Here is a 22,690-nt window from a genome sequence, read left to right as displayed (position 1 = left end):
TACGAAAAAAATAACCTACAGTATATAAAACGTTAAATATGTGAATTTCTTATATTATAATCCGTCTATAATACACTTTTCTTCTATGGAGATACCGAATAGTGCAAAATCGTATTTGACAGGGTCGGATGGATTGAGCATTTTAAGATTATTTGTTAATTCCACAGCCGCCTGCCAGTCCGGTTTATCACGTTGCAGCAAGCATAGTTTACGGGCAGTGCGTTCTACATGCAGATCGAGTGGGCAAATAAGATCGGAGGGCTTTATTTTTTTCCATAATCCGAAATCCACCCCGTTACTATCATTGCGTACCATCCAGCGCAGAAACATATTCAGACGTTTACATGCCGATTTACGGGCAGGTGAAGGAATATGCTTGCGTGTACGTATGGGAGCATCGGGATGAGAAAAGAAATATGCCTCGAAATAATTCAGCGCTGTCTCTACATTCATATCCGGTTGGGGAAAGAAAGCATCTTCCAGCGTATCACATGCTGCATAGTGCCGTTTCATAAAATCTATACAATAGAGCAAATCCGTATCATTGAAAGTACGGTGCTTAAATTGAAGCAGTTTTTTTAGATCAGAATCACTGTGCTGAGTAATAAACTGATAAGGGCTGTTATCCATCCTACTGCTCAACTCCCGGCATTTATTAATAATGGTTTTACGCTGTCCCCATGCGAATATTGCAGCAAAGAAACCCATAATTTCCCTGTCCTGCTTAAGAGTAAAGCTGTGAGGTATGGAGACCGGGTCGTTCTCTATAAATGAAGGATTGTTGTATTGCGCTGCCTTTTTATCTAAGAAATCTTTTAATTCGAGAATATGTATATTTTTCACTAATTCAGCCTGATTATATTTTGGATTACAAAGATATACAATTTTGAAAGACCAAATCCGTAAAAAGCAAAGCAGGCCACCATAATTACCCGCGGCTGCCTGCTTTTTAGAAAATTTATAGAATAAACCTCTCCTTTTATTTATCTATTCTGAGAAACTTTCCCTCGGAATCGAATTCCAGTTCTAACCTTTTGTTCAATTCGATTTCATATCCGAGTCTTTCCTTATTTATTTCTGTAATGAACTGATCAGGATAGTGTTGCGCTACATAATCAGATATAGCTTTCGGCATCAGATCAATGATACCCTGAGGCAGCTTTTTGCCATGTCCGTCAACATCGTCCCAGTCTCCGGATATAGTAAAATCTATCTCATAACCATTTACCAGATATACATCGTAGCTGTCATTATCTTTTTCAACCAATCGTACTTCTTCATTCGGAAAATGAGTTTTGATAAACGATTGAGCCGCCGACGGCAAATCGTTGAATGAAGTAGAAACATCATCCTTGTCTTCACTATCCACTCTGAGGAAATTTCCTTCAGTATCGAATTCAAGTTCAACCTTGTTTCCTAACTCTATTTCATATCCGAACCTTTCCTTATTTATTTCTGTAATGAACTGATCAGGATAATTTTGGGTAACATAGTCAGATATAGCTTTCGGTATCAGATTAATAATACTTTGCGGCAGTTCTTTCCCATGTCCGTCAATATCATCCCAATCGCCTGCCTTATCAAAGTCTATATCATAACCATTCACAAGATATACATCATAACCATCATTGTCTTTTTCAATAAGCCTTACCTCTTCACCCGGAAAATGGCTCTTGATAAACAATTGTGTAGGTGATGGCAGATCATCGAACGATACAATAACATCGTCATCGTCGCTGCATCCGACAAAAACAAATGATGCAACGAATAAACTCAATACAAAAAATACTTTTTTCATTTCTACCTGTTTTTAGTTTAGTCTATTATTTCTTTTATAAAATTCCCATCTTCTTTAAACAATGCCTTTACATCCCGCTTATCTTTTTCTCTTTCCAACTCGATCTTGTAAATTATTCCAGATCTCCGTACAATTTTTTCTATATCCTCAAAGTTGTGCTTCGGATAACGTGCCTGTGCAGTATTCTTTACAATTGCCGGTAAATCGGATTCGCGTATTTCAACAACATACATAAACAAACCGGCATTATTATCATAATAAGCTTTATAATCTGTACGTCCGATTTCAAATTCGGCTTCATACACATCAGAAGCTGTTTCCCAATCTATACGTTTGGCATCGGGAAAATCTTTCATCAATTGCTGATTGAAAAGTTCTGTAGGGCGTATATCTTTCGAATGTGACCTTTTATATTTTTGGGTCATATTCTCTGCTTCTATCCCACTATATTTTGTCGCAAATGCCGGATTTGACTGGGCAATAACAGACTGAGTAGCAATAAAAGCCAAAAATGAAATTGCCAGAAATAACATCATATTCTTCATAATTTTATAATATTATCAGGTGTTCCAAAAAATATAGTACAAATATGAGCTGCCAAATCTGAAAAGATTTGGGAAAAGTTAAAGTTTATAAGCAAACTTTTGTTAAAATTCAATTAATTAAACTGCAAAAGGATGTGATGTTTTTTCTCTTTGTACTGATATGTAATATGGAAGTTATAAATATTGGCGATAGATTTAACAATCGACAATCCCAGTCCGGTAGATTTTGAATTTCCTGTAGCAGATACATAACGTTCGAAAATATCTAAATCCAGATTTATATTATTACCGTCATTCGCAATTGTCAATGAATCTGTATCGAACACGATCTCTATGTTGCCTCCTTTTAAATTATATGAAACAGCATTTTTAATCAGATTATTAGCCAAAATATATGCCAGATCCTTATTCATCTGCGCTATAGTATCATTGTTTTTCCTTATAGATACGGTAATATTCTTATGATCGATAATGTCGCTAAAGTTGCTGAGCACGTCCTCAAATATATACCTAAGGTTTACGTGCTCGCTATCAGCAAATTGTTTGTTCCGTATTTTCGAAAGTAAGAGTAAACTGCTGTTCAGACGCTTCATCCGGTTGAGGCTGTTAAGAATGGCATTCAACTCTTCGATCTGACTCTTTGTAATATCTTCCTTTGCCATCAGTAGCTCGATCTTGCTTATCACTATTGTCAACGGTGTTTGTATTTCATGCGAAGCGTTTTCTATAAAGTTCTTTTGCTCAGTGAAGGCATTTATGTTTTCTTCGAGCAGACTTTTAACCGATGCATTAAGCTCTGTATATTCGGTTATATTGGTGTCAGGCAACTCAATCATCTTTGTATTATCAAGTCTGAATCCTTTAAGATTATCTAAAAGCTGATAAAACGGACGGTTGCTTTTATTAATAACCACTTTGATTACAACAGCAATTGCTATTGCAAGACAAATCCACAAAGCCAATAAAAGGTAAATCATATTTTTTATCAAATCCTCGCTTTCTACAGTCGATGTAAAGAATTTTACCTGATAGTACTGATTGTCCTGCTCGCAGAAAAAAGCAGTAGTGAGCATACGCACTTCTTCCTCTTCCTCTTCGGTAGTAAAATAAACTTTGGTATTGGAATATATTTCTTTAAAGTCACGGGCTTGCTCATAGCTTATTTTTTTAATAATTATATTCAACGGATTATGCTTTTCCATATCGGTAACAAAGCCGGGAGAACGATTTGCCTTATACACAAACTCCTGCTTGAGGTTATTAAGACCCTCGTCTATTCCGTCGTGAATTTCTGTCATCTGCAGATAGAAATATATCAACGACCAAGCAAACAGGGTTATTATAAATATACCCGACAATCTGATTGTAATATGGCTTTCCAGTTTCATACTATCATTTTATAACCGACCCCGTATACATTTTCAATAATTACTCCGGCATCGTTGTCTTTCAGTTTTTTGCGAAGATTCTTCATCTGCGCATACACAAAATCGAAATTGTCTGCCGCATCTATGTTATCTCCCCAGACATGCTCTGCCAACACTTCTTTGGTTATAAGCTTATTGGCGTTGACAGCAAAAAAACTCAGGATATCAAATTCTTTGCGATTGAGTTTCAACTCCTTTTCCGCGATATACACTACATGTTTATTAAAATCTATACTCAGACTTCCCAATTTCAGTATTTCATTACCTCCCTGCTGCTTCCGGCGCAGCACTGCCTTGATACGGGCATGTAGCTCCGCCAGATGAAAAGGCTTGGTTAAATAATCGTCAGCCCCCAAATCGAGTCCGGTTATTTTATCTTCCAGTGAATTTTTAGCAGAAATAATAATAGTGTTTCCGCTCAGCCCCGCCTTCTTCATCTCCTCCAGTATTCTCAATCCGCTGCCACCGGGTAAAGAAATATCGAGTAGTATACAATCATATTCATACATCAGTACTTTTTCAATACCTGATGCATAATCGGTAGCTTTTTCTACAATATAACCTTCCGATATCAAAAAGGATTCTACCGACCTGAGTATTTCGTATTCATCTTCGATTATAAGAATTTTCATACTTTCGCGATCGTTTAGAGATTAAAATACGGACTTTTCTTATTTCCAAATATAGTGATTTATGTTGATTTTTTCTTGAAAAAGTTAAATACTGCAATTATCTTCTTATTTAACGGTTAACATAATCTATCTAAAAAATATTGTTAATTTTGGTATAAAATAAAAGAGTATGTTTTTAGATATTATCCCAGGAAATACCCTCCAAGAAGCAGAGTTATCTATTTCTTCTTTAGACAGTTTACTCGGTAAGCTTTTCGATTACGCCGTCTCTTTCGGATTGAAAATAATAGCAGCCACTATCGTTTTTATTATCGGACGATGGCTAATCAAATGGTTGAGGAAATTTATTGACCGTTTCCTCGATCGGCGCAACGTAGAAGGTACAGTAAAAAGCTTTCTCGACAGTCTTGCCAACATTACATTTCAGATTGTCTTATTCCTGATGATTGTAAATATACTCGGCGTGTCGACAACATCTTTTGCCGCGATTCTCGCTGCTGCAGGTCTGGCTGTAGGCATGGCCATGAAAGACAACCTGTCAAATTTTGCCGGCGGTGTAATGATACTCATTAACAAGCCGTTCAGGTTGGGCGACAGGATAGTAGCTCAGGGAATGGACGGTACAGTACAATCTATAGGAATATTATACACCGTATTATTAACAGGTGATAATACAACCATATATATACCAAACGGACCGCTGTCAACCGGGAGCATCACAAATTACTCGAAGCAGCAAGAAAGACGTATCGACATAACATTCTCAATCGGCTATGGCGCAGATATAGACAGCATAAAGTATATCCTGAAATCGGTAATAAAAAGCAATAACCTTATATTGGATACGCCAGCACCTTTTATTGGAGTGACCTCTTTAAGCAACGGCTCGGTAGATGTGACTATCAGAGTATGGGTAAAAAGTAGTAATTATGGAAGTGTTAATGTCGACCTGAATGAAAAAGTGTACGCCACTTTCCGCCAAAACGGAATTTATGTACCCTCTGTTACAAGTATTAAGATGATTAAAGATTAAAAAACATTAAAACTCTTTTTTTATACCTATAAATCACATATAGACTTTTTCTATTCAAAAAGAAAAAAGGTAGATTTGCATGAAAGTAAGAAATGTCTATATTAATATAAAAATCAAAAAATTTTTAAAGAAGCTATGAAAAGGCAGAAATTACAGCTATTATTTTCATTAGTTACTATCGTTGCTATATTAGCAACATCTTGTAGCAAAAAGACGATGACCCCGTTGGCCAACTCTTTATTTACAACAAACCCTTCTCCCCTTGAACTGGTAGGAACAAAAGTTCCGGTAACCATAAGCGGAAGATTCCCAGCCAAATGGTTCGACAAAAACACAACCATTGTTGTTACTCCTGTATTGAAATACAGCAACGGAGAGGCACTTGGTACTTCTTACACTTATCAGGGTGAGAAAGTAGCCGGAAACGGTACGGTAGTAAATTATGAAAGCGGAAGCGCAATCACTTTACGCTCGGAATTCGATTACACTCCGGCAATGAAGAAATCTGAACTATTCCTCAGATTTGAGTTTATGAAAAGTGGCAAAACTATCCCTAGTTTTCCTGATGTAAAAATAGCTGACGGTGTTGTAGCCACACAAGCTTTAGCAAGTGCTGCCACAACTACCCCTGCTGTAGCCCCTGATGCTTTCCAACGCATTATCAAAGAAGCTTACGATGCTGACATCATGTTCCTCATTCAGCAAGCTGAGTTACGCTCGAGTGAGTTAAACTCAAACAATCTGGCTGCATGGAAAGACCTTGTAAAAGAAGCTGACTCTAACAATCGTAAAAATGTAAATGTAGAAGTATCTGCTTATGCATCACCTGACGGAGGTTACGAACTGAATGAAAAACTGGCGGAAAAACGTGAGGCAAATACCACTAACTATCTGTCAAAAGAATTCAAGAAACAAAACATCGATACAGAAATCAATGCTAAATATACAGCTCAGGACTGGGAAGGCTTCCAGAAACTGGTACAGGCATCAAGCCTGCAGGATAAGGATATCGTATTGAGAGTATTATCTATGTATCCTGATACGGAAACGAGAGAAAGAGAAATCAAGAACATCTCTGCTGTATATTCCGATCTTGCAGAAACAATCCTTCCAAAACTTCGTCGTTCACGTCTGATCGCTAATGTTGAAGTAATAGGTAAGACTGATGAAGAACTGAAAAGAGCAGCGACTTCCGATATGGCTGGCCTCACAGTAGAAGAACTGTTATATGCAGCTAATCTGGACGGAGTTTCTAAAGAAAAAGTATATACTCATGTAACACAGAAATTCCCTAACGACTATCGTGGCTGGAATAACTTAGGCGCTTACTATTACAGTAGCGGACAGAACAGCAAAGCTATTCAGGCGTTCAACAGAGCTGCCCAGGTTTCTTCAAGAGCACCTGAAGCAAATATGAATCAGGCATTATTATCAATGGCTGACGGTAACCTGACTAAAGCAGAACAATTGCTGGGTAATGCATCCGGAGCCAGTTCTCTAGGCGAAGCGCTTGGATTGCTTTACATCCAGAAGGGTGACTACAACAGAGCTGTACAATCGTTCGGAAATGCAAAAACCAATAATGCAGCCCTTGCTCAGATTCTGACTAAGAATTACAACAAGGCTCAGCAAACACTCGACGGAGTAGCTAATAAAGATGCTACAACTTATTATCTGGCTGCTATCGTAGCTGCAAGAACTAATAACACATCAGGTGTAGTTGGTAATCTGCGTTCAGCTTTAGATAAAGGACTTCCTACTTCTGAAGTGGCTAATGACATCGAATTTGCTAAGTTCCTTACAAACTCGGATGTTAAAAATATGCTGATGAGATAAGTAAAGAAGAATATACATATAAAAAAAGGCTCAGCTTTTAACTGAGCCTTTTTGTTTATTGTAAACAGATTATAAATCAACAATTATATACTACACCGTATATTCTGCTCCTTATATCTATGATATCCTTTTCTACATTCATATCACCGTAGGTCATCAGTTTCATTGGAATAGCAATGCCGTCATCCAGGTATGCAGGTTGCTGGTATTGTACATTTTCCCATAACTTAAAGCCAATGCGCTGATAGAAGCCAATCCTACGTTCTGAAAGAATAGTCGTTGGAAGTTCCACTTCCAGAATAATCGGCTTTGTCATATCCTTCAGGAACAAATCCATTACTTTCCTTCCATATCCTCCATTCCTATACTCGGCAGAAATAGCAAAATGTTCTGCAAAAATAAAGTCATCCAGATCCCAATAAGTAAGAAAACCTACTATCTGATCATCTTCGATTGTAACAACTATGTAAAAAGGGCTGTCTCCTCTATATAAATCAAGCATTTTACCCACAGGACGCCGTTCACTCAATGGAAAAGATTCTATATAAAGATTCTCCACGAATGTTAATTCGTGGCTATCATCGAGGTTCAGCTTCCTTATTTCCATTCCTGTCCTTTTATTTCAATCAATTACCTTGCGAATGTTGTACAGGAGTCCCCATTTTCACATCCTTAAGATAGCCGTCTTCGCATTTGATAATCCGGCCCGGATATCGTTGAACTACTGCATAATTATGAGTAGACATAATAACAGCCGTTCCGTTCTCCGAGATAGTATGTAGAAGCTGTACAATCTGGTTTCCTGTTTCCGGGTCGAGGTTGCCCGTTGGTTCATCGGCCAGTATTATTTCCGGAGAGTTCAGTAATGCTCGGGCAATAACAATACGTTGCTGCTCTCCGCCTGATAATTCGTGCGGCATTTTATAGCCTTTGCTTTGCATGCCTACTTGTGCAAGCACCTCTTCGATACGGTTATCGATAAGTCCCTTGTTATTCCAACCTGTAGCCCGAAGTACAAATTCGAGATTCTTGGCAGCAGTCCGGTCTATCAGCAATTGGAAATCCTGAAATACTATTCCTACTTTTCTGCGCAGATAGGGTATATCTTTTTTCTTAATACTCTCTAATTCGTAATCAAGGATACGGCCATGTCCCTTTTCTAAAGGTATTTCATGGTAAAGACTTTTCAAGAATGTGCTTTTACCGGCTCCGACCTTACCTATCAGATATACGAATTCACCTTCACAGATAGATATAGTTATATTGCTGAGTATAGGGTTACCATCCCTGCTCAAGTCTACATCCTCGTATTTTACAATTATATCTTTAGTCTCTTTGTCCATGATTTATAAGCTTTTATAATCTATCGGAGATAATCCGTACATAACTTAATAATTACTTTTTATGTCTTCTCTGAAGTTCCTTTGCAAGATCTTCAATACTTAATCCCTTAGAAGTTAATAAAACAATGAGATGATAGAGCATATCGGACGATTCGTAAATCAATCTTTCATTCGTTCCGTTACATGCTTCAATCACCGACTCCAGAGCCTCCTCTCCTACTTTTTGTGCCATACGGTTCACACCCGACTGAAACAATGATGTAGTATAGGAGCCACCCGGCATTTCCTGATACCTTTTATTTATAAAATGTTGAAGATATTTAAAAAACATGACATCTTCTTTATTTTCTTCATTAAAACAGGTATCCGCTCCCGTATGACAAACTGGACCAACTGGATCGACTTTGATCAGTAACGTATCTTTATCACAATCTTCTTTAATGCTGATTACATTCAAAAAATTACCGCTTTCTTCTCCTTTAGTCCATAATCGTTGTTTCGTCCGGCTATAGAAAGTTACTTTACCTGTTTCCTGAGTTTTGTCAAGAGCTTCCTGATTCATGTAGCCCAGCATCAAAACTTTATTAGTTACATTATCCTGAATAATGGCAGGTATCAGACCGCCTGTTTTTTCGAAATCGAGATTCATTTTTAGTTACGAGTTACGAGTTACGAGTTACGAGAACTTACGACTCAAAATTATCTAACATTTATATTATTAACCTGAAGGTATTTCTTTAAATCCTGAATATTTATTTCACCGAAATGGAAAACACTTGCTGCCAGTGCCGCATCGGCTTTACCCTCTACAAATACATCGCGGAAATGCTCCATTTTGCCGGCGCCTCCGGAAGCTATTATAGGAATGTTCAACGTTTCGGACAATTGACGTAATGCTTCGTTTGCATATCCGGTCTTCACTCCGTCATGGCTCATACTCGTAAACAGGATTTCGCCTGCCCCCAGATTTTCCGCTTCTTTAGCCCATGAGAATAGTTCCTTATCCGTCTTGTTACGACCTCCGCTGGTGTAGCACATCCACTTATCACCCTCAAAGTTAGCATCTATGGCACAAACACATACCTGCGAACCAAAGTTTTTTGCAATTTCTTCTATTATTTTCGGATTCCTGATAGCGGTCGAGTTCACGGAGATTTTATCTGCTCCTGCATTCAGTAACCTGTCTACATCCGAAAGTTCGTTAATTCCACCGCCTATTGTAAATGGAATAGTTATATTGGCAGCAATACGCTTTACAAGTTCGGTAAATGTTTTCCGCTCTTCATGCGTTGCTGTAATATCGAGAAATACAAGCTCGTCAGCACCCTGTTCACTATAGCGCACACCCAATTCTACCGGGTCTCCGGCTTCACGTAGGTTGACGAAATTAGTTCCTTTTACAGTCATGCCGTCTTTTACATCGAGACAGGGTATGATTCTTTTTGCTAGCATTGATGCTGAAATTATATAGTTATATTTCTATAGTCATGGTTGCTGTACTCTCAGAGCCATAATCACCTTCTCCATATTTATTCAGATAATCATCTGATAAATAGTATTCTTTGTGTGTGGCCTCTTTATTTACTACACGTCTGAATCCGGCTTTTTCATATGCCTTAACAGCCCTGATATTTCTCTCTGCCGGACGAATTATAAATTTCGTCTTTCTCAATTCTACTTGTAAATGCTCAATTAGCATTTTCAGGGCTGTTGTCCCAAAACCTTTTCCACAGCAAGCTTCCGATTTCATCCAAATATCGAGTTCAGCGCATTCCTGTTTCAGATGAAAACTGGAGTGACAGACGCACCCTACCTCTTCTCCGTCGTTTTCTATTATCATTACAGAACCTTTCTCTTTCTCGTCCTCTATAAAATAGAAATCTTCAAAATCATCCAGATATTCTTCCCATGTAGGGATCGGATGGTCAGGGAAATATGGGTCGCCCATAAATGTAGGAGTCGTATCTGAAAGGCAAAGCCATTCATATACTTTTCTTTTTTCACCTATGGTTGAATATCTTAGCGAAATCATCGGCTCAATTCTTTAAGAGTAATTCTATTTTCATAAATAGCCTTTCCTAGTATAACAGCAGGCAATCCGGCCGCCTCTAAATCCAATATATCCTGAAAGCAACTTACACCACCGCTTGCTATCAGGTAAAGGCCGGGATAAGTGGCCAATATCTCTTTATACAATTCAATGGACGGGCCTTGCAGCATACCATCCTTACTAATATCGGTACATACGACTTTCGATATTCCTTCTTTTATATAACCGTCGATAAAGGGAAGAATATCTACAGATGTTGCTTCCTGCCATCCCGATACTGCTATCTTATGGTCTTTACAGTCTGCACCGAGTATGATCTTGTCACTGCTGTATTTTTTTATCCATCCGGTAAATAATTCCTTATCGTGCACAGCTATACTCCCTCCCGTAACCATTGCCGCACCCGAATTGAAAGCAATTTCCAAATCGGAATCACTTTGCACACCACCACCAAAATCGATAATAAGAGATGTATTCGTTGCTATTTTCTCCAAAACGGCCTGATTGACAATATGCCGTGCTTTTGCTCCGTCGAGGTCTACCAAATGAAGACGCCGTATACCTGCATCCTCAAACATCTTGGCAACCTCCAGCGGGTCTTCGTTATAAACTTTTTTAGCATCATAATCGCCTTGAGACAGGCGTACACATTTTCCGTCGATAATGTCTATAGCAGGAATAATCTCAATCATACTCTGCGGTTATGAAAAGAATTTAATAGATAAAGGATATTGCCAGTATTCGCCGTTTGCAGCTTTTATAGCAGCAATTATAATGAATACTATTTCCAGTATCCCAATTATTATAAGCATTGGCAATCCGATTACCATACCTATTATAGTTATGCATAATATAACTGCTATAGTAATATAAATAAGCATACTTATCATAAAATTAGCTATATTTTTACCATGACGATCCACTTCGGGATATTCTTTGGAGTTTACCAGCCACAATACAATAGGCAGTATAAAACCTAATCCTACAAGCAAAAATCCGGCAAATTGCGATAAATGCATCAGCACCAGATATGTTTTTGGTTCTATACCACCCAGTCCCCTGCGGTTATTATTATAGGGTGTGCCGAGTATCCTGCTTTTTTCCTGTTGAAACTCTTCTTCTGTAATGGTTCCCTGAACCCTAAGCTCTTCGAGCTTCCTTATTTCATCGTACTTATCCATAATAGTAATTATTTAAGTATTTGATAAAAAGTTCTTTAATATTCTTTCGCCCACGCTTCCACTCTTCTCGGGATGGAACTGTGTAGCATAAAAATTATCCTTATGCAATGCTGCGCTGAACGGATGTATATAATCGGTAGTAGCAGCCGTATCTCCACTTGTTGCTACATAGTAGCTATGTACAAAATAAACAAACTGGTTCTCAAGAGAGTTGTCGAATATTTTACTTTTCACATCAGAAATTGTATTCCAACCCATATGTGGCACTTTATCTTCGTGCTTTTGGGGGGCAAATCGTTTTACTTCCGCATCGAATATATTCAGGCAATCGACATCACCTTCTTCGGAATAGGCACACATCAGTTGCATACCAAGACAGATGCCTAATACCGGTTGCTTCAGGTCGGGAATAAGCTTATCCAAGCCTGTTTGTCGCAGATAACTCATGGTAGAACTGGCTTCCCCAACTCCCGGAAAAACTACCTTATCCGCTTTTTTTATCAACTCTTTATCGCCTGTTACTGTAGCTTGTATGCCTAAACGCTTAAAGGCATGCTCTACTGAAAATATATTTCCCGCGTTGTACTTTATTATTACAATATTCATCTTATTTTTCGAGTAAAGAGTCTATAACCTTTACCATTTCATTAAATTCTTCCATTTTGAAAAGGCGGGTCAGCATCACGATTTTCCCTTCCTTATCGATTATAATATTTCGGGTTATACCCGCTCCCTCCTCAGCATATGTATGGAAAATACCAGCATCAGGGTCTAAACCGATAGGATAAGTAACACCTGTAGCCTTTGCAAATTTCAGAACGGTTTCGACTGGTTCTTCCCTGTCGATACCATAAAGGGCAAAATCGGGATTATCTTTATGTTTTTTCCAGATTTGCTTTTCTATATACGGCATTTCTCTGCGGCATACTCCACACCAGCTGGCGGTAAATTGCAGCATAACAACTTTCCCCTTGAGTGAGGAAAGGTTTACTTTTTCACCGGATGTTAGGCTCATTTCAAAATCGGGAGCCATATCGCCCACTTTTACTTTATATTGGTAATTCTCCTCCTGAGCAAATATATTTGCGGATAAAAATATTAAAAACAGGATAAATGAAATCTTCTTCATACTTCTTCTTGCAATTGTCTGTTTAACATAAAACGTCTGAACCAAAGCGATACCGGTAACGACGCCAGCGCTCCGAGCACATCGGCCAGAAAATCATACCAGTCGCCGCTTCTTTCGGGGAAATATTCAGCCTGTATTATCTCTATCAGTCCACCGTATACTATTGGTATAAGAATGGCGAAAACGATAAGTTTCAGGATAATTATATGTCCTTTTTTATAATAGATATAATTAATAGATGCTACACCCGCCAATCCGAAATACATCAGAAAATGGACGAGTTTGTCGGTAGGTATAAAGAACTCAAACCCTACTTCCGGAATGTCATTTACCGGAATAAGGCAGCATAGGTAAAAAATAATAACAGCTATAACTGCGGGGGGCCAGGTATACCTTATAATTCTCTTAAACATAGTATGAAAATATTGAATATTTTCAATATAGCCTCAAAGATACAGAAAATATCAATATGTATATTATTAAGAACCGGATTCGTTAAATACTTTCATTTCGCAGTTCTTACAATCGAAAGATAGTCGCAGTTTCGTATTATTATATACCAAAAAGAAAGGTTCCTTATACGGGTGTTTTTCGTTACTTTCCTTAGGGCACCATCCGAGTGATTGTTTAATGCAATGGCGGGTAAACATCAACGGGACACCTGCCTGTCCTTTCTTTTCAAAAGCAGGCTCAACAACTGTCGATTGATGTTGCTCATAAAATTGTTTACTTTTCTCATTCATCACGTTCCCAAGATAAGTAATATTCTTTACGGGGAAAGGATGAGTGGTTTGTTTATGTGAAACGATATCCTGACAATAGCGGATTTTCCTTACCGATAGTAATTTATCTGTCAATTGCCTCCGCCATTCAGAAAGTACGGATGCAGGTATAAACCAACTGTTAGAGAAATTGATATTTATCTGTTCCACTTTGAAAACAGTAGTTCCCGTTTTACTCAGATTATTTTTTATATTATCCGTCTGGTCTTTTTGAGCAGGTTGCTTTTCGGTTTCGAAATTGAGGACGGCGTAATTATCATCTTCATCTGTAATCTGCAATGAGAAACCGAATGGAATCTCATCAATATCTATTGTTGTATTTATCTTTCGTTCGGCAGATTTTTTCGACAATAGCTTTTCAAATTCATGGTCATAATTACGATATATAAATGTTCCTTTCTTTATATCAGGAACAGTGGCAGGAAAAATCAATTCCCCTTCAACACGGTTTACATGTATGCCTTCCAGCTCTTTCTTATTATTGAAATAACACAGGCCGTCGCCATTGTGTATCTTTTTAGTGCTGTTGATTTTTATATACCTCGTAGTGATATCTGTTATTTTTCCAATAGGCTCTCCAATAGATTTGGGAGAATCGATCGACCATATATTATTACTTCGTCCGTCATGGAAATATTTGGTAAAACCACGATTGAAACTCTTATTTACATCCGGTTCGAATGTATAAGTAGCCGTACCCGATGAAGAATGTATGTATTGCGGATGTTTCCTGAATATAGCATCCAGTTTCAGGCGGTAATAAGCCACTATATTTTTTACATAAGTGACATTCTTTAGCCGTCCTTCTATTTTTAATGAACTGGCTCCTGCCTCCAGTAATTCTTCCAGATTATCAGACAGATTCAAATCTTTCATTGACAGAAGATGCTTTTTTTGCAGAATTTCTTCGCCGTCTGCATCCTCCAAAGTGTATGGCAGGCGACAATATTGGGCGCATGCACCTTTATTTGCACTGCGTCCCGACAGAACCTGACTCAAATAGCAATGTCCGCTGTAAGAAACACATAATGCTCCATGTACAAAGACTTCCAGTGGAGTTTTTATCTGTTCGGATATTTCCCGGATTTCATCTACAGTTAATTCGCGCGGCAATACAATTTGGCGGAATCCGGCATCTTCCATGAATTTTACCTTATCCGGTCCGCGGTTGTCCATCTGCGTACTTGCGTGTAAGGCTATCGGTGGCAGATCGAGCATGGTGATACCCATATCCTGAATAATCATGGCATCTACATTTGCTTCATTATATAGTTGCCAGATTAATTTTTCTGCATCATTCAATTCATTATCTGTAAGAATAGTATTCAGTGCAACATATACCTTTGCATTATATTGATGTGCATATGCAGCCAGCGTCTTTATATCCTCCAATGTATTTCCGGCGGCGGCACGGGCACTGAATTTCGGCGCACCGATGTATACGGCATCCGCTCCATGATTAATGGCTTCGATACCGCACTCCAGATTTTTGGCCGGAGCGAGTAATTCTATTTTCCGGGCTTTTATCAACTGTACAGGTAGGTTTTGTTTAGATACTCTTCGGCAGTTACTACCTTTGCAAAACTGCCATTTAGAGCAGCGAGAAATGCATAATGAACATTCGCGGCATTAATCTTTCTTCCCTCAATCTCCAAATCGAGCGTAGCGCAGGCATCGCCTATCAGAAGATTGATAAAACCAAGGTCATTTGCTGCACGCACAGTAGTATCGATGCACATATGCGTCATCATACCACAGATGACAAGTTCTTTGATTTCTAGAGAGTTGAGATATGCCAAGAGTTCGGTTTCCCTGAAACTGTTAGGCCAATGCTTGATAATGATTTTCTCACCATCTATCGGCTTCACATTCTCATGAATATCGATTCCAGTCGTTCCCGGCAGAAAAAAACGGGCTCCCTCCCTGTCGTTAATATGCTGGACGTGTATTACAGGAATATTATCCTTTCTGCAATCGTGCAAAACAGCTTTTGCATTCAGACTGGCTTTGTCTGCACCGACCAGCGTTTTTCTTCCACCTTCGAAATAATCGTTCTGAATATCTATTATGATTAATGCTTTTTTCATCTTAATTTATTCATTTACAGGCTTTATCTCACCCAAATCCCTGATTTTCGTTTTGTCGTAAGGTGTTTCCTGATAGACAAAGTAGTTGAGCCAATTGTTGAATAGCAAATTCCCATGTCCCGACCAGCGTACTACTGGCTGATTGTCAGGATTATTGTTTTTATAATAATTCAGAGGAATCTTTATTGGCAGCCCCTTTTCCACATCCCTCACATATTCGTTGTGAAGCGTATATGGTGCATATTCGGAATGACCTGTCAGATAGAATTCACGTCCCCCTCGTGAAGCTACTATACCTACACCCGAATCGTCGGACTCGGAAAGTATTCTTAATTCATCATGCCGCAGGATATCTTCCCGTGTGATGGTTGTATGCCTGCTATGTGGAATATAGAATTCATCGTCGAATCCCCTGAACAGAGGAAACTTTTTATCGTGTACAATGTGCTTGAATATACCGAACATTTTCTCCGGAAGTGGATACTTTTTCACTCCGTAGAAATGATATAATGCAGCCTGTGCAGCCCAACATATATACAAAGTAGATGTTACATGGGTGCGTGCCCAATCGAAGATCGAAGAAACTTCCGGCCAGTATGTCACCTCCTTGTATTCAAGCATTTCCACCGGCGCGCCGGTTATTATCATGCCGTCATAAAAATCTTCCTTTACCTCACTGAAATTCTTATAGAACATTTCGAGATGCTCTTCCGACGTATTCTTCGACACATGTGTCTCCAGTTTGAGAAACTCGACCTCTACCTGCAAAGGATTGTTTGACAATAGCCTTATAAGATCAGTTTCCGTCGTAATTTTTATTGGCATCAGATTAAGAACAAGTACACGAAGCGGACGTATATCCTGTTCTTTTGCCCTGAGTTGATTCATTACAAAGATGTTCTCTTTTTTCAGAAGTTCTATTGCCGGAAGATTGTTAGGTATATTTACTGGCATCGTCTATAACTTTATTCAAAATAAGTATGCAAAGTTATAAAAATAACAGTAAAAAGATAGTAATTTTTGGCACTCAACACATATTAACCAAGTTCACTCCTGCTAATTGGAAAACTTTATTTGTAAAATATAAAATTTTAATTACTACCTTTGATTTAATGTCCGGGGCAAACTTCCCCACAAAAAGTTTTTTTAATATATAACTTTCCACTATTATGGCCTTTAAAAGAATTTCGTTCAACCAAGCTAAAGAAAAGCTTAATGATCCTGAAACAATACTTGTAGATATAAGGGATTCCGATAGTTTCATTGAAGGGCATATCAGGGGCGCCATCCATCTCCCTCAGGAATCTTTACCGTTATTTGTAATCAGCACGAATAAAATAACACCTATAATGGTAATGTGTTATCATGGGAATAGTAGTCAGGCCATTGCTGACTTTCTTGTTCAGCAGGGATTTTCGGAGGTATACAGTATTGACGGAGGTTATGAGGGATGGGGAAAATAATTATCGTAATTCTAAAATTTTAAGAATATATTTATAATAATAAAAGTCGAACCAGAAGAAAAACACGCGTTTTATCAAAACAAAGGGAAGTAATATGAATAAAAATATTACTTTTATATTCAGTTCTTCCGTATATTTTAAAGTTTAACCACACCTCAATTTCAGAATTATGAAGATCAAACTCACGATTTTAGCTCTTTGCCTAGTTCTGCCTGTGGTATTATCTGCACAAATAAGCGCCACCAAGGCTTACTTATTTGATGAATTTACAAAAGGAAAAGTTGTATACAAAGCTGGAGCGTCATCAGAAGCACTTTTTAATTACAACTCGGTCAACGAAAAGATTTTATTTCTTTCAGATACGACTGTTATGGAACTCGTTAAGCCTGATATTGTTGCATACGTGAGTATAGGTGACAGGATTTTTGAACATATAAAAGGCAATACATTTTACGAAAAAGTGAAAGCAGGTGACACTGATCTATATATACAATGGCGATCAACCGTTGTTTCGAAAGGTAAACAAGGTGCTTACGGTGGTACTCAAAATACTTCCGGAGTACAGCATATAAGTCATCTTACTACAGATCTGCAAACACATAAAATAAAGATAAAAGAGGATTTTGAAGTAAAGCCGCAAAATGCATACTATATTAATATAAAAAATAAATTTAAACGTTTTGGTTCTGTCAATGCACTCGCTTCACTATTTAAAGGTCATGAAGAACAGATAAAACAATATGCAAAAGATGAAAATATCAACTTCGATGATCCGCAGAATGTGGCAAAGATTGTCGCATATTGTGGACAATTCTATTGAATTATACTCTACCTTAAATTAAAACCTGCTTGTATGTCAGTAAAACAAAAATTACTTTTTTTGCTCTTGTTATTGATTGTTTCTATTTCGTATTCTTTAGGGCAGACGATTGATAAAGAATGTCTTTTTGACCAATTTCAAAAAGGGAAGGTAATGTTTACTGACGGAAAAACGGCAGAACGTCTCTTCAATTATAATATGGTTGCAGAAAAATTATTGTATTTATCTGAAGATAGCACTGTTATGGAACTTATCCATCCCGAAACGGTCGTATTTTTGAAAGTCGATGACAGAACTTTTGAACATATAAAGAACGGAGTTTTATACGAAAGGGTAAGCGCCGGAAAAAGTTCTGTATTTTATATTCGATGGCGAAAGACTATGTTATCAGAAACTAGAAAAGGCCCGTACGGAACTGATTCACCCACAGGAAACATCAGTAACATCAGCCATATATACAGTCCTAGCGGCAATGTTATAAAACTAAAGAAAGACCATGATTATACTATTACTCCTGATAATGCATATTTTCTTAAAGTAAAGAAAACTTTTAAGCGTCTTTCATCGGTTAATGACCTCGCAAAATTTTTTAAAGGTCATGAAAAATCCATTAAGAAATATGCAAAGGACGAAAACATTAAGTTTGATCATCCCCAAGATATAAAAAGAATTATTGCATATTGCGAACAATTGTACTAAATGGACCAATTATAATCGAGATGGATAAAAAGCGCTTTGGATTTAGAATTTCTTAACTATATTTGTTATATAATTATTTACAATCTAAAAATCAGCTACTATGTCAGTAAAACAAAAATCACTTTTACCACTCTTGCTGTTTGTTATTTCTATATCATATTCTTTTGGTCAGACAAAGCAAGGATACCTTTTTGACGAATTTCAAAAAGGAAGAACTGTATTTAGGAATGGAAGTGCTGCCGAAACCTTTTTCAATTACAATACGTTGAAGGAAAAACTATTTTTCGTGTCGCAGGATAGTGTGACAATGGAAGTGGCAAATCCAGAAAATATTGTAATAGCAAAAATTGGTGATAAATCCTTTGAACATGTAAAAAATGGTGTATTTTACGAGAGAGTAAATGCCGGCAATAATTCTGTTTTTTATATCCAATGGCGTTCAACTTTGCAATCAAAAGGAAAAAACACCGGATATGGAACAAAATCAACTGTATCATCTATTGACAATGTTAGTCGGATAACAGATGAGTACGGTGACACATACATGCTCAGGGTAGATAAAGAATTTGATACATTACCTAATAATTCATATTATCTCAAAATAAAAAATCGCTTTAAACGTTTTACTTCAGCAAATGACTTGGCAAAATTATATAAAGGTCATGGAGAAAGCATTAAAAAATATGCAAAAGACGAAGATATAAAATTCGATAATATAGAAGATATAAAGAAAATTATTGCTTATTGTGAACTATTGAATTAAATAATAATTTTTATTTTACAATTATTTCGTTAAAATGAATAATTAAAGAAAAATGCCACCATTCATTTTAACTTGACAAGATTTTGTCGCAAAAAAAGTATCATTTTGATATTTTTTGTCAAAATAAGTTCTTATATTTGTGGATACTTTTTCCTTTATTAAGATTAAATATACTATCTGTTATTATAGAATAAGTAAATGCAAAACACAGTAAAAATTAAGGACGTAAAGGACATAGTCATACGTTTTTCAGGTGATTCCGGAGATGGAATGCAATTAACCGGAACCATTTTTTCAAACCTTTCCGCAATCTTCGGAAATCAAATTTCTACCTTTCCCGATTATCCGGCTGAGATCAGGGCTCCTCAAGGAACGCTTTCCGGTGTTTCGGGTTTTCAGGTACATTTAGGAAATCAGATTTACAATTCAGGCGACAAGACAGATGTTCTTGTAGCAATGAATCCTGCGGCTCTGAAAGTAAATGCGAAATTTTTGAAAAAAGATTCGGTAATAGTTATCGATACCGATTCTTTTGCAAAAAGAGACTTGGAAAAGGCATTATTCACAACCGAAGAACCTTTTAATGAATTGGGCCTCACTACGCAGCAAATAATTTCTGTACCTATAACCTCCTTGACCAAAAACAGTCTGGAAGGAATGGATATGGATATGAAATCGCGCCTGAGAAGCAAGAATATGTTTGCCTTAGGATTGGTTTGCTGGTTATTCAACAGGCCGTTAGACGTAGCTAATCATATGTTGACAGCTAAATTTGGAAAAAAACCGATATTAGTGGAAGCTAATCTCAAAGTGCTTGCCGACGGATTCAATTACGGGCAAAATACGGATACTACCATATCATCATATCGTGTAGAAACAGTAAATGTCGATAAAGGCTTTTATATAGACGTAAACGGCAACACGGCTGCCGCATACGGATTAATTGCTGCATCTGAAAATTCAGGGAAACCACTTTTCTTAGGTTCTTATCCGATTACACCGGCTACCGATATACTACATGAACTTACAAAGTTTAAACAGCTAGGTGTTAAAGCCATTCAGGTCGAAGATGAAATTGCAGGAGTATGTACAGCCATAGGTGCCAGCTTTGCCGGAAGCCTAGCTGCTACATCTACCTCCGGGCCTGGGCTTGCACTTAAAGGCGAAGCTATCGGACTGGCCGTAATGGCAGAATTACCTTTAGTAGTTATTGACGTTCAGCGTGGAGGTCCATCCACAGGACTACCCACAAAAACAGAGCAGACCGATCTTCGACAGGCTCTTTACGGAAGAAACGGGGAAAGTCCGCTGGTAGTAATGGCTGCTGCAAGTCCTACCGACTGTTTTGATATGGCATATTGGGCATCGAAGATAGCACTTGAGCATATAACTCCGGTTATACTACTGACAGACGGATATATTGCAAACGGATCATCGGCATGGCGAATACCGGACCTCGATAAATATCCTCCAATCGTACCTCACGACGTAAGTCAATATAAAGGCAATGAATGGCGGAGCGCACTACGCGACGATGAGACAATGGCGCGTTATTGGGCAGAAGCCGGACTCGAAGGCTATACCCATCGTATTGGTGGACTTGAAAAAGATTACAACACAGGTGCAATATCCACCGATGCTGCGAATCACCAGAAAATGGTAGATACACGTCAAGCAAAAGTAGATAAGATTGCCGATTACATTCCTCAACTAGAATTAATCGGAGGAGAAGATGCCGACTTACTCGTAATAGGCTGGGGCGGCACATACGGACATCTACGCGAAGCGGTAGAAAAAATGAACGAAGCAGGACAAAAAGTTGCTTATGCTCATTTTCATTTTATCAGTCCGCTGCCAAGAAATACAGCCGCAGTGTTGAGTAAATTCAAAAAAATAATTGTAGCCGAGCAAAACAACGGACAACTAGCCGGTTACCTAACAGAAAAAATACCGGGATTAGCAGTATCCCGTTACAATAAGGTTGAAGGACAGCCTTTTGCTGTGTCAGACCTTATAGAAGCATTCACACTGAAATTAGGAGAATAAACAGATGGATACAAATTTTAAAATGGCCCCGACACATTCGGCCAAAGATTATAAGAGTGATCAATATGTACGCTGGTGCCCCGGATGCGGTGACCATGCTCTTCTCAACTGCCTTTATAAGGCAATGGCAGAACTTGGCATTTTACCTCATAAAACCGCAGTTATATCCGGTATCGGTTGTTCTTCGCGATTGCCATACTATATGAATACGTACGGTTTTCATACCATACATGGTCGGGGTGCAGCTGTAGCCACAGGGGTAAAAACAGCCAAACCCGAATTATCTGTTTGGCTGGCAACAGGAGACGGAGACTGTCTGGCTATCGGAGGCAACCACTTTATACATGCTGTTCGCCGGAATGTAGATATAAATATATTATTGCTAAACAATAAGATTTACGGATTGACTAAAGGTCAGTTCTCGCCGACATCCGACAGAGGATTTATCTCCAAATCCTCACCTTATGGTACAGTAGAAGATCCGTTTCGTCCGGTAGAGCTAACGCTGGGTGCACGAGGAAACTTCTTTGCACGTGGTATAGATGTTGATCTTGCAAATACTACTGAGATATTAACACTGGCAGCGAGGCACAAAGGAGCATCGGTTGTAGAAATTCTTCAGAATTGTGTCATTTTTAATGATGCTATCCACGATAATATTGTGGATAAGGCATGGAGAGCCGAACGTACAATACTACTAAAGCATGGTGAAAAAATGCTGTTTGGAGCCAATAAGGACAAAGGTCTCGTTATGGATGGATGGCAATTAAAAGATGTCATTATCGGCCAGAACGGCTATACAATAGATGATATTCTGATACATGATGCAAAATCAATTGATAATACCCTACATATGAAACTTGGAATGATGTCACCCGAAAACGGCTTACCATTAGCTTTGGGAGTTATCAGAGATGTCGAAGCATTGACTTACGATCAGAGTGTGGAAGACCAGATAAAAGAGGTACAGGCAAAAAATCCGGTACGAAAACTCAGAGACTATTTGATGACAAAAGATGTCTGGGAAGTAAAATGACATAATTTTATATCTTTTGT

General features: G+C 38.1%; 26 protein-coding genes. 8 read left to right on the top strand and 18 right to left on the bottom strand.

All coding sequences use genetic code 11. The annotated features are described in order from the left end of the window. Nucleotides 1–54: 54 nt before the first annotated feature. From K348_RS0114930 to K348_RS0114905, 5 genes are all read right to left on the bottom strand, one after another. Nucleotides 55–843: a TIGR02757 family protein gene (locus tag K348_RS0114930; protein ID WP_029906107.1), complete on the bottom strand. Its 789-nt coding sequence runs from the start codon at nt 841–843 to the stop codon at nt 55–57. A 136-nt stretch (nt 844–979) separates the two neighbouring features. Beyond that, entirely contained in the window at nt 980–1,798 is an 819-nt protein-coding gene (locus tag K348_RS19435) for a PepSY-like domain-containing protein (RefSeq protein ID WP_231496796.1), read from the bottom strand. A 17-nt stretch (nt 1,799–1,815) separates the two neighbouring features. Next, nucleotides 1,816–2,343 (bottom strand): PepSY-like domain-containing protein, encoded by a 528-nt coding sequence (locus K348_RS0114915; protein ID WP_029906105.1) that lies wholly within the window; start codon nt 2,341–2,343, stop codon nt 1,816–1,818. Between the two features lie 113 nt (nt 2,344–2,456). Further along, nucleotides 2,457–3,731 (bottom strand): HAMP domain-containing sensor histidine kinase, encoded by a 1,275-nt coding sequence (locus tag K348_RS0114910; RefSeq protein ID WP_029906103.1) that lies wholly within the window; start codon nt 3,729–3,731, stop codon nt 2,457–2,459. Continuing rightward, the gene (locus K348_RS0114905; RefSeq protein WP_029906101.1) at nt 3,728–4,402 is read right to left on the bottom strand and encodes a response regulator transcription factor; all 675 of its coding nucleotides are present in this window, start codon (nt 4,400–4,402) and stop codon (nt 3,728–3,730) included. Before K348_RS0114905 ends, K348_RS0114910 begins: the two co-directional genes overlap by 4 nt. Before the next feature lie 169 nt (nt 4,403–4,571). Here K348_RS0114905 and K348_RS0114900 point away from each other — a divergent pair, with 169 nt between their 5' ends. After that, nucleotides 4,572–5,435, top strand: coding sequence for a mechanosensitive ion channel family protein (locus tag K348_RS0114900; RefSeq protein ID WP_029906099.1), 864 nt, complete (start codon nt 4,572–4,574; stop codon nt 5,433–5,435). A 135-nt stretch (nt 5,436–5,570) separates the two neighbouring features. After that, nucleotides 5,571–7,271, top strand: coding sequence for a lipopolysaccharide assembly protein LapB (locus K348_RS0114895; RefSeq protein ID WP_029906096.1), 1,701 nt, complete (start codon nt 5,571–5,573; stop codon nt 7,269–7,271). Nucleotides 7,272–7,347: 76 nt separating this feature from the next. Here the strand turns inward: K348_RS0114895 and K348_RS0114890 are convergent, their stop codons facing one another. The 13 genes from K348_RS0114890 to metA form a co-directional block, all read right to left on the bottom strand. Further along, entirely contained in the window at nt 7,348–7,878 is a 531-nt protein-coding gene (locus K348_RS0114890) for a GNAT family N-acetyltransferase (protein ID WP_029906094.1), read from the bottom strand. A gap of 19 nt (nt 7,879–7,897) precedes the next feature. Further along, the gene (locus K348_RS0114885) at nt 7,898–8,614 is read right to left on the bottom strand and encodes a cell division ATP-binding protein FtsE (RefSeq protein WP_036930589.1); all 717 of its coding nucleotides are present in this window, start codon (nt 8,612–8,614) and stop codon (nt 7,898–7,900) included. Nucleotides 8,615–8,666: 52 nt separating this feature from the next. Then, on the bottom strand, nt 8,667–9,263 hold the full coding sequence (gene hisIE / locus K348_RS0114880) for a bifunctional phosphoribosyl-AMP cyclohydrolase/phosphoribosyl-ATP diphosphatase HisIE (protein WP_029906090.1): 597 nt from the start codon (nt 9,261–9,263) through the stop codon (nt 8,667–8,669). Between the two features lie 50 nt (nt 9,264–9,313). After that, a complete protein-coding gene (hisF, locus tag K348_RS0114875) occupies nt 9,314–10,066 on the bottom strand; it encodes an imidazole glycerol phosphate synthase subunit HisF (RefSeq protein ID WP_029906089.1) in 753 nt (250 codons plus the stop codon). Nucleotides 10,067–10,085: 19 nt separating this feature from the next. Continuing rightward, nucleotides 10,086–10,646: a GNAT family N-acetyltransferase gene (locus K348_RS0114870; RefSeq protein WP_029906087.1), complete on the bottom strand. Its 561-nt coding sequence runs from the start codon at nt 10,644–10,646 to the stop codon at nt 10,086–10,088. Continuing rightward, entirely contained in the window at nt 10,643–11,356 is a 714-nt protein-coding gene (hisA, locus tag K348_RS0114865; protein ID WP_029906085.1) for a 1-(5-phosphoribosyl)-5-[(5-phosphoribosylamino)methylideneamino]imidazole-4-carboxamide isomerase, read from the bottom strand. The genes K348_RS0114870 and hisA overlap by 4 nt, the downstream gene beginning before the upstream one ends. A 9-nt stretch (nt 11,357–11,365) precedes the next feature. Continuing rightward, complete coding sequence (locus tag K348_RS0114860; RefSeq protein WP_029906083.1) at nt 11,366–11,845, bottom strand: DUF4870 domain-containing protein; 480 nt, start codon at nt 11,843–11,845, stop codon at nt 11,366–11,368. Between the two features lie 12 nt (nt 11,846–11,857). Continuing rightward, complete coding sequence (gene hisH / locus K348_RS0114855) at nt 11,858–12,451, bottom strand: imidazole glycerol phosphate synthase subunit HisH (protein WP_029906081.1); 594 nt, start codon at nt 12,449–12,451, stop codon at nt 11,858–11,860. Between the two features lies 1 nt (nt 12,452). Beyond that, nucleotides 12,453–12,974, bottom strand: a complete 522-nt coding sequence (locus K348_RS0114850) for a TlpA disulfide reductase family protein (RefSeq protein WP_029906079.1) — start codon at nt 12,972–12,974, stop codon at nt 12,453–12,455. Then, nucleotides 12,971–13,387: a VanZ family protein gene (locus K348_RS0114845; protein WP_029906076.1), complete on the bottom strand. Its 417-nt coding sequence runs from the start codon at nt 13,385–13,387 to the stop codon at nt 12,971–12,973. The genes K348_RS0114850 and K348_RS0114845 overlap by 4 nt, the downstream gene beginning before the upstream one ends. Nucleotides 13,388–13,453: 66 nt before the next feature. Further along, complete coding sequence (locus tag K348_RS0114840; RefSeq protein WP_029906075.1) at nt 13,454–15,286, bottom strand: U32 family peptidase; 1,833 nt, start codon at nt 15,284–15,286, stop codon at nt 13,454–13,456. Beyond that, on the bottom strand, nt 15,283–15,843 hold the full coding sequence (locus K348_RS0114835) for a cysteine hydrolase family protein (RefSeq protein WP_029906073.1): 561 nt from the start codon (nt 15,841–15,843) through the stop codon (nt 15,283–15,285). The genes K348_RS0114840 and K348_RS0114835 overlap by 4 nt, the downstream gene beginning before the upstream one ends. Before the next feature lie 6 nt (nt 15,844–15,849). Next, nucleotides 15,850–16,797 (bottom strand): homoserine O-succinyltransferase, encoded by a 948-nt coding sequence (gene metA, locus K348_RS0114830; protein WP_029906071.1) that lies wholly within the window; start codon nt 16,795–16,797, stop codon nt 15,850–15,852. A 215-nt stretch (nt 16,798–17,012) separates the two neighbouring features. On the opposite strand from metA, the gene glpE reads away from it, so the two are divergent. The 6 genes from glpE to K348_RS0114795 all read left to right on the top strand — a co-directional run bounded on the left by glpE (nt 17,013) and on the right by K348_RS0114795 (nt 22,670). Then, entirely contained in the window at nt 17,013–17,306 is a 294-nt protein-coding gene (glpE, locus tag K348_RS0114820) for a thiosulfate sulfurtransferase GlpE (RefSeq protein ID WP_029906069.1), read from the top strand. A 169-nt stretch (nt 17,307–17,475) separates the two neighbouring features. Then, the gene (locus K348_RS0114815; RefSeq protein ID WP_029906067.1) at nt 17,476–18,126 is read left to right on the top strand and encodes a hypothetical protein; all 651 of its coding nucleotides are present in this window, start codon (nt 17,476–17,478) and stop codon (nt 18,124–18,126) included. Between the two features lie 33 nt (nt 18,127–18,159). Continuing rightward, nucleotides 18,160–18,825 (top strand): hypothetical protein, encoded by a 666-nt coding sequence (locus K348_RS0114810; protein WP_029906065.1) that lies wholly within the window; start codon nt 18,160–18,162, stop codon nt 18,823–18,825. A 100-nt stretch (nt 18,826–18,925) separates the two neighbouring features. After that, nucleotides 18,926–19,588, top strand: coding sequence for a hypothetical protein (locus tag K348_RS0114805; protein WP_029906063.1), 663 nt, complete (start codon nt 18,926–18,928; stop codon nt 19,586–19,588). A gap of 198 nt (nt 19,589–19,786) precedes the next feature. Further along, nucleotides 19,787–21,634 (top strand): 2-oxoacid:acceptor oxidoreductase subunit alpha, encoded by a 1,848-nt coding sequence (locus K348_RS0114800; RefSeq protein ID WP_029906061.1) that lies wholly within the window; start codon nt 19,787–19,789, stop codon nt 21,632–21,634. Nucleotides 21,635–21,638: 4 nt separating this feature from the next. Next, on the top strand, nt 21,639–22,670 hold the full coding sequence (locus tag K348_RS0114795) for a 2-oxoacid:ferredoxin oxidoreductase subunit beta (protein ID WP_029906059.1): 1,032 nt from the start codon (nt 21,639–21,641) through the stop codon (nt 22,668–22,670). Nucleotides 22,671–22,690: the final 20 nt, after the last annotated feature.

Origin of the sequence: Prevotella sp. 10(H) (assembly GCF_000711235.1) — a bacterium.
Taxonomy (GTDB): domain Bacteria; phylum Bacteroidota; class Bacteroidia; order Bacteroidales; family Dysgonomonadaceae; genus Dysgonomonas.
The sequence above is the reverse complement of the archived record's forward strand: the minus strand, read 5'-3'. Positions and strand labels throughout refer to the sequence as shown.